This window comes from Paenisporosarcina sp. P4_E4_2 (assembly GCF_056401595.1).
This window is the reverse complement of record NZ_JBFUJC010000007.1, coordinates 20,553-27,582: the sequence shown is the minus strand read 5'-3', so window position 1 is coordinate 27,582 and position 7,030 is coordinate 20,553. Positions and strand designations below refer to the sequence as shown.

Sequence of the window (7,030 nt, the reverse complement as noted above, 5' to 3'; positions counted from 1 at the left end):
AGATATTAGAATTTATCTTATTGATAACCTAAAAGAAGCATTAGAGTTAATGGTAAAAAGATTAAAAAAAGAAAAAAACAAGGTAAATGAAAATGAATTATGGACTGATTTTGCAAAAGTAGAAAGAGATTTCTTATTAAACTAACGGGGGCTTTAGTTGAAGATTCGATTTCTGAAATAATCAATCTTTTTTATAAAAATGAATAGCAATAAACAGGTGAAACCGCGTATTTTGATCAAACTTTGTTCAAAATACGCGGTTTATTTTTTACCTAGAAATTGAGGATGCTCGCTAAATTTTAATCAAACTTTTTTCAAAGATTACATCTAGTTATCCTGCGAACTATTATTTGTTAACAAAATGAAGAAACACTTCTTCTATCTCGGCTATATTGCTCTCTATATGACCCTCGGAATTATTGATGTATGCTAATCCTTCCGTGTTCGGTTCATCGTTATAATTTGAATGACTAGACGCCAAATTGTCGTATGGTACACCGTATTCTTCAAACAAATCAGACACTTCATCGTGTAGCATCTTTGCTTTTTTGTTTGCATTGTCATATTGACGCAACTTCTTTTTTATTTCATAAGGCATTTTATTCAATTGGTTCACCCTCTCTGTACGTGTCAATGATGCGTATCGTTCAGCACTAATGCCGAAATTCCAAAGGTCCACAAAATCTGTTAAATCTTGTGCCGAAAACATAAAGGTTCAGTTTGAATCCGTCATGTTCGAAAACGTGATAGTTCATTTTTCTCCTTCGACATTACAATTGACATATTATGTCGAATTTAGAAGTTATTTTAATGCTTTATTCCCTACTATTACCATTTTTGTAATGTTATAATAGATTAAATATTCAGAAAGGAGGAGTTAATATGAAAAAGAAAATTCTATCTGCTTTCTTGCTGTCTGTTATTCTTATGGGATCAACTTCAGCACTAGGTGCAACACCTTTTGATACAAGCGATAAGTTTCCGCCAAGATGTGGTTTTAAAGCGTGTCCCGATATTTAATAATTTATCCTAAGAACATTATTCTTTGTCTTGAAGTACCCATTCTTTAAGACAAAGAATATTCGTATCTTAGTGTGCGTATCGTTGAACTCGTACTGTTCATTTGCGTTTAGTATAATCGTAAATTTTCACATAGCCTTTTCTTTGTATTCCTACTGACTTTCGTTCTTTTCAAGCCTTGAATCTCATAGATAGAAAGCTGATTTCGTACCATATGTTACTGAACATATTCGCACTCCTATATTTGGTTTTTTGTTGTCAACAATGTGGTTAAATACTTAGTGAACTTTGATTTAATACTATAATGGGATATGAAGAGGTACAAAAAATCATCTTATTTGAACACTCGAACAAGTTGCCCTTCGGTTAAAGGCATTTCAAGTGTCAAAACGGCTTTGTAAGTACCAGTCTTAGATTTAAAGGAAAGCGTATTTGTTTTCTTTTTGGTCAATAGCATCGCTAACATTTTAGGTGTCACATTTTTGAATTATTGAGTTTTCCAAATATAAAAGGTGCAGCCGCTGGCAGAAGAACAGAAATACCGTTTTTCAGACTGTCGTATTGGCTCTCCACAACCTGGACAGTTTCCTAACGATTCCACAAAATCTATTGCCCCCACCTTTAAGGTTTTGGCCTCCTCTACAGTAGCGGTTGCATACTGTTCCACTTTTCTCATAAAGGTCTTAGTATCGGCCCGCCCCATGTTCAATTTCATCTAACTGAATCTCCCACATTTCCACTAAATTACTCGTATTTTTTATAATAATCCGCAGTGACAGTACGAAATTTTATTTTTTATGAATTTCAGAAGATAATAGGGAACTGGAAAAATATAAATAAAAAATAATCAAAACTATTTACATACTTCGTTCGTCTAATATATGTAAAGGTTAAATATTGAACAACACAAAGGAGATTTTATAAAACACAAGAAATAATAATCAAAACAATCGCATCAGCTACAATTTTAATGAGTGCATTATTGGGTATTACATTGTAAATACTCAGTAATCTGCCCAATTAACTGTTCAATGGATTTTTCCTTTTTAAGGAAGTCCCTTTAATCGTAGATTAATAACACCCTTGCTAACCTTCGTAGCAAGAATACATAAGTAGAACTGTTTTGTTGAAGTCTATTTTATATAATTAAAACTATTTTAAACTAATACGACTTATTTATAGAACACCTTCTAAGAAAGGAGCTTTTTAGATGAAGGGGAATTTGCACATAGAAAAGAAACTTGTAGAATGTATAACCGATAATAAAGAAGCTTTTTATAGATTAGCGTATAGTTATGTGAAAAATGAAAATGATGCAGTAGATATACTACAAGATTCTATACAAAAAGCCATTTCATCAAAACGACACATAAAGAATGAACAATATATAAAAAGTTGGTTTTATCGAATAGTAGTGAATACATCACTAGATTTTTTAAAAAAACAGAAAAAGTTAATGTTTGTTGATGAAGAAGCACTTGAGTCATACGCTGATGGAGTAGAAAATCAGTATTCAAATATTGATCTAGAAAGAGCTTTAGAATCTCTTTCTCTAAAATACCGAAGTGTGATTGTTCTTCGCTATTTTGAAGATTTAAAAATAGAAGAAGTCGCAGAAATATTAAACGAAAACCCAAATACCATTAAAACACGATTAACCAAAGCTCTAAAATTACTCCGAATTCAAATGGCATGATCTTATTTTTAGGAGGAAAATGATATTGGATAAAAAATTAGAAGAATTAAAATCTGATTACCAGAACATCCCGATTCCAGATAATTTGGATTTCATCGTAGCGAACGCCATTAGTCGTTCTAGCGTAAGAAAATTTCCATTTAAATCAGTTATTGGTTTAGCTGCATCTGCTATTTTTATTCTCTCCATAAATAGTAGCCCAACATTTGCGAAAACATTGTCGGATGTTCCGATTGTTGGAAATTTAGTAGATGTCCTGACATTTACTGAATACACTGTAGATGAAAAAACTTATCAGGCACATTTAAAGGTTCCTGCTGTTTCTAACTTAAAAAACAAGGATCTTGAAAATAGTTTAAATCAAAAATATTTGAACGAAAACAAACAACTCTATGATACGTTTACGAAAGAAATGGACGAGATGAAAAAAGAAAATGGAGGTCACTTAGGCATAGATAGTGGCTATGAAATAAAGACTGACACGGATAATATTTTATCGATTGGAAGGTACGTAGTGAATACCGTTGGATCTTCATCTACAACCATGACATATGACACCATTGATAAGAAAAATGAAATCTTATTAACCCTTCCATTACTGTTTAAAGATGAAACATATATTAATTTGATTAGTGAGAACATAAAAGAGCAAATGAAAGAACAAATGAAACATGACGAAAACAAGTTATATTGGTTTCGAGATGAAGGGGATGAAACGACGATTGGATTGTTTGATAAGATTAGTAGCAAACAAAACTTTTATATTAATAAAGACAATCAATTAGTCATTTCGTTTGATAAATATGAAGTTGCTCCTGGGGCTATGGGTATTATTGAATTTATTATTCCATCTGATATTCTTTCGGATGCCTTAGTCAGCAACCACTACATTAAATAGTCACCTAAAAGTCATCATTTTCCAATTTGCAATCATTTATTTCCTAGATGTATTGTGGATTTCGTGTTGCTAAATAGCTGGCAAGTCCTGCCCCAACCTGCAATCGAACTGCCGTTGAGGTGTTCACAAAAACCTCAGACGGCTGGGATTTCGGGTTGCACAGGTCTTTCCCCTATTTATGAACTCACGTCTGTACCATTACGTTCAAGCCGTATAACTAACAAAAGGAGAATTAGAGATAATGACCRGATCCAAAAGTAAGAAACGCGGACCCTGGATTGATGTTGCCTGTATCAGTATGATTGTATTTCTGAGTATGACCCTCATTTTTCTCGGATACTCAACAGAGAGCGATRCAAAACAAAATACAAACAACGGACACGCCCCAGAAGTAAAAAAAGATGTGTCAACGATAGAATCAGCTTTTCCTGGAATACTTATTACAACTGAAGTTAAAAAAGATGACTATTCTCCTTATGCCATTCAGTATCCACAAAGTAAAATAGTCTCATTTAATGATCGTGTCAAAAAATACATAGATGAACAACGGGATACTTATTTAATTGCAATGGAAGAAAATAAGCGAATCGGTAGTAAGACTCCTGGAGAGTYGAACATTGCTTTCGAAACATTTCCACATGCATCCGGATCGTATTCATTTGTTATGATTTCCGGAACATATTTAGGCGGTGCAAATGGTTTTACCAATTTTAACACCATTCATTTTGACCCGGAGTCAGGTGAAATTATTGAGATTGCTGATTTATTTGGGCATGACGAATCTAAGCTTGTAAAACTTTCATTACTTGTACGAGATGGCATTCAGAAAGATCCAAGCTTAACAAATAGAGTTCTAGAAGAAGATATGATTTTGGCTACCGAACCGAAGTGGAGCAACTTCGAGAACTTTGCCCTCATAGACGATTCGCTCGTCATATATTTCGATGAGTACGAAATCGCTAGTGATGCCGCGGGTGCACCGGTTATTGCCGTGCCACTTGCTGCGCTAACTGAACAATTAGTAGCGCCTTATAAACCGGATGTAGAAGTATTACCAAAACCTCCTGTTGAAGAAGTTTCAGATGAAGCAGAAGAAGAACCGATAGAAGAACCTGCAGAAGAACCGGATGACAGTGATGATGTTCAACCTGTAGAAACGGATACGAAGCAAGTCGCCCTAACGTTTGATGATGGTCCAGATCCAAAAGTAACGCCGCAAATCCTTGCCACACTAGCGAAGTATGATGCAAAAGCAACATTCTTTATGCTAGGCAGTCGAGTAGAATCTTACCCGGAAATCGCGAAAGATGTGTTGAATGCTGGCCATGAGCTCGGTAACCACACTTGGACCCATGCAAACTTAACTAAAATGGCGACGGATTCGATTACAAAAGAAGTTTCAAGGACAAATAACATCATCGAACAAGCCACTGGACAAGCACCAACTGTTTTTCGTCCTCCTTACGGTGCTTTCAAGGATGACATGTTAAACGTGATGCAATTACCCGTTGTTTTGTGGGATGTAGATACACTCGATTGGAAACACCGTGATGCTGCTCAACTTTTAACGTCTGTAAAAAGTAGCGTCCATGACGGCAGTACCGTATTAATGCACGATATTCATTTATCGACTGCTCAAGGTTTAGACAGTGTGCTTGCTTATTTAACAAGTGAAGGATATGAGTTTGTAACCGTTTCAGAACTAGAATGATAAGTTGAAAGATTGACCCAAGAGCTTGCCTTTGGGTCAATCTGACATAAGTAATTGTAGAAAATAGTTATGGGGAAAAATTAAGAAATCATTTAAACCATATCTAAGAAAAAGAATGATGTTATATCTTCAACTAACGAATGCTTTGTATTAAAAGGTTAACCAGTTTTTACTGGTTGACCTTATTTTTATTGGATTTAATATATCAAAACAAAAAAAACAAACCATTCTGCGGATGGTTCGTTTTTTTATTGTAAATTTATATACTTTAATCCCTTTTATAGTAAAAATTCACTTAAATTAATACAAACATTTACCTAAGTTCTATTTATTGGTATAATCATAATTGTTTAATAGTTCTCAATTTTCGTGTATTTAACTTACAATTTACAATTAGAATTTCGCAAAGGAGCATAGATGAAGAATATAGGATTGATTATTAAACAAGCAAGAGTTGATCAAGGGATTAAGCAATTGAATTTAGCAAAAGGCATATGTTCGATATCTTATTTAAGTAAAGTTGAAAATAATCAACTTGTCCCAAGCGATGAAATCCTAGTTAACTTATTAAATAGACTTTCTATAACTATCACTGAAGTTAGTGATGAAGAAGAAATTTCAACTTTTAATTCAATTAAAGAGCTCTATAAAACAGCAATAATCTATAGAGATCATAAGTCTATTTCAAATGAAATCGTCAAAATTGAAGAGAAGAGAACTATTTTTAAAAACCAGGTATACTCTATCAATTCCGTACTCTTTTTGTCTAGATTGTATTTAATAAGTGGTAAAGAAATGTCTTGTGTAGAATCTTTGTTTGAGTTTATAGAACTTCATGAAGAGAATTTAACAAACTATCAAAAGTGCGTTTTCAATATCAATAAAGCACTAAAATCATTCTACACGGATGAATATCTTCAATCAGTAGAATACATTGAGCAGGCGTTAGAAGATCAAAAAACAATAGTATTAGAAAATTGGGAATTAGCGGATCTGTACAATGTCATGGCAATTTGTTACCTAGTAAATAATTATAATTATAGTACAATCGAGTTTGCTCGAAAGGCGCTAAATATATACCGTGACCTTTTATTATTTAACAGGGCCATTGATTGTTATATTTCCATTGGAATTAGTTATAAAAGAAATTATAAATACAAAGAGTCCGAAGATAACTTTCAAGCAGCTTATAGATTACTAAAAGATCGTGGATTATTTGATTTTGAGGGAATTATTACACAGAATTTAGGGACATTATTCACAATACAAGGTGAGTCAAATAAAGCCATCGAATACTTTTTATCTAGTATGGATTGCAAGAAGACTACTGAAGGTTATTACGTAACGATTTTATCCATTATTCAAGAATATTCAAAACTAAAAAGTCCTGAAAACATTTTGATGTGGTGTGAAAAAGGACTTGAAATGTATTCTAAAGCAAAGGAAAAGAATCTTTCTTATTATTATCATTTCAAGATCTTTGAAGCAGAGCAGGTTGGTGGTGCTGAATTTACAAATATATTAATTAAAGCTATAAAATACTTTGAATTGAAAAAAGACTATCGTCATGTTTATAAATATGCAGTTCTACTTGCAAAATATTATTATTTGAATAAAAAATTGAAGAATTCAGGAGTTTATTATCAACTTGCAAGTGAGGCATTACTATTAAAAAATAAGTTTTTAAAATGGGAGGATTTGTGAG

7 protein-coding genes are annotated in these 7,030 nt (G+C 33.1%); 5 read left to right on the top strand and 2 right to left on the bottom strand.

Translation table 11 applies throughout. The annotated features are described in order from the left end of the window. Positions 1 to 346: 346 nt before the first annotated feature. Positions 347 to 709 carry a hypothetical protein gene (locus AC1DSB_RS02210; RefSeq protein ID WP_477532784.1) on the bottom strand — a complete coding sequence of 121 codons (363 nt, stop codon included), beginning with the start codon at positions 707 to 709 and terminating at the stop codon, positions 347 to 349. Between the two features lie 173 nt (positions 710 to 882). On the opposite strand from AC1DSB_RS02210, the gene AC1DSB_RS02205 reads away from it, so the two are divergent. Continuing rightward, the gene (locus AC1DSB_RS02205; protein ID WP_016428654.1) at positions 883 to 1,020 is read left to right on the top strand and encodes a hypothetical protein; all 138 of its coding nucleotides are present in this window, start codon (positions 883 to 885) and stop codon (positions 1,018 to 1,020) included. Positions 1,021 to 1,507: 487 nt separating this feature from the next. Here the strand turns inward: AC1DSB_RS02205 and AC1DSB_RS02200 are convergent, their stop codons facing one another. Then, positions 1,508 to 1,735, bottom strand: coding sequence for a hypothetical protein (locus AC1DSB_RS02200; protein WP_477532785.1), 228 nt, complete (start codon positions 1,733 to 1,735; stop codon positions 1,508 to 1,510). Positions 1,736 to 2,230: 495 nt separating this feature from the next. Between AC1DSB_RS02200 and AC1DSB_RS02195 the strand changes: the two genes are divergently transcribed. From AC1DSB_RS02195 to AC1DSB_RS02180, 4 genes are all read left to right on the top strand, one after another. Continuing rightward, the gene (locus tag AC1DSB_RS02195) at positions 2,231 to 2,716 is read left to right on the top strand and encodes an RNA polymerase sigma factor (RefSeq protein WP_016428652.1); all 486 of its coding nucleotides are present in this window, start codon (positions 2,231 to 2,233) and stop codon (positions 2,714 to 2,716) included. A gap of 25 nt (positions 2,717 to 2,741) precedes the next feature. Next, positions 2,742 to 3,614, top strand: coding sequence for an anti-sigma-V factor RsiV (rsiV, locus tag AC1DSB_RS02190; RefSeq protein WP_477532786.1), 873 nt, complete (start codon positions 2,742 to 2,744; stop codon positions 3,612 to 3,614). Between the two features lie 241 nt (positions 3,615 to 3,855). Continuing rightward, positions 3,856 to 5,325 carry a polysaccharide deacetylase family protein gene (locus AC1DSB_RS02185; RefSeq protein WP_477585649.1) on the top strand — a complete coding sequence of 490 codons (1,470 nt, stop codon included), beginning with the start codon at positions 3,856 to 3,858 and terminating at the stop codon, positions 5,323 to 5,325. 417 nt (positions 5,326 to 5,742) lie between these two features. Next, a complete protein-coding gene (locus AC1DSB_RS02180; protein ID WP_477585647.1) occupies positions 5,743 to 7,029 on the top strand; it encodes a helix-turn-helix domain-containing protein in 1,287 nt (428 codons plus the stop codon). The last annotated feature ends 1 nt before the right edge of the window (position 7,030 follow it).

Coding starts and splice junctions, on each gene's coding strand:
- AC1DSB_RS02210 (WP_477532784.1), bottom strand. CDS start 709: ATGTTTTCGGCACAAGATTTAACAGATTTTGTGGACCTTTGGAATTTC.
- AC1DSB_RS02205 (WP_016428654.1), top strand. CDS start 883: ATGAAAAAGAAAATTCTATCTGCTTTCTTGCTGTCTGTTATTCTTATG.
- AC1DSB_RS02195 (WP_016428652.1), top strand. CDS start 2,231: ATGAAGGGGAATTTGCACATAGAAAAGAAACTTGTAGAATGTATAACC.
- AC1DSB_RS02180 (WP_477585647.1), top strand. CDS start 5,743: ATGAAGAATATAGGATTGATTATTAAACAAGCAAGAGTTGATCAAGGG.
- AC1DSB_RS02200 (WP_477532785.1), bottom strand. CDS start 1,735: ATGAAATTGAACATGGGGCGGGCCGATACTAAGACCTTTATGAGAAAA.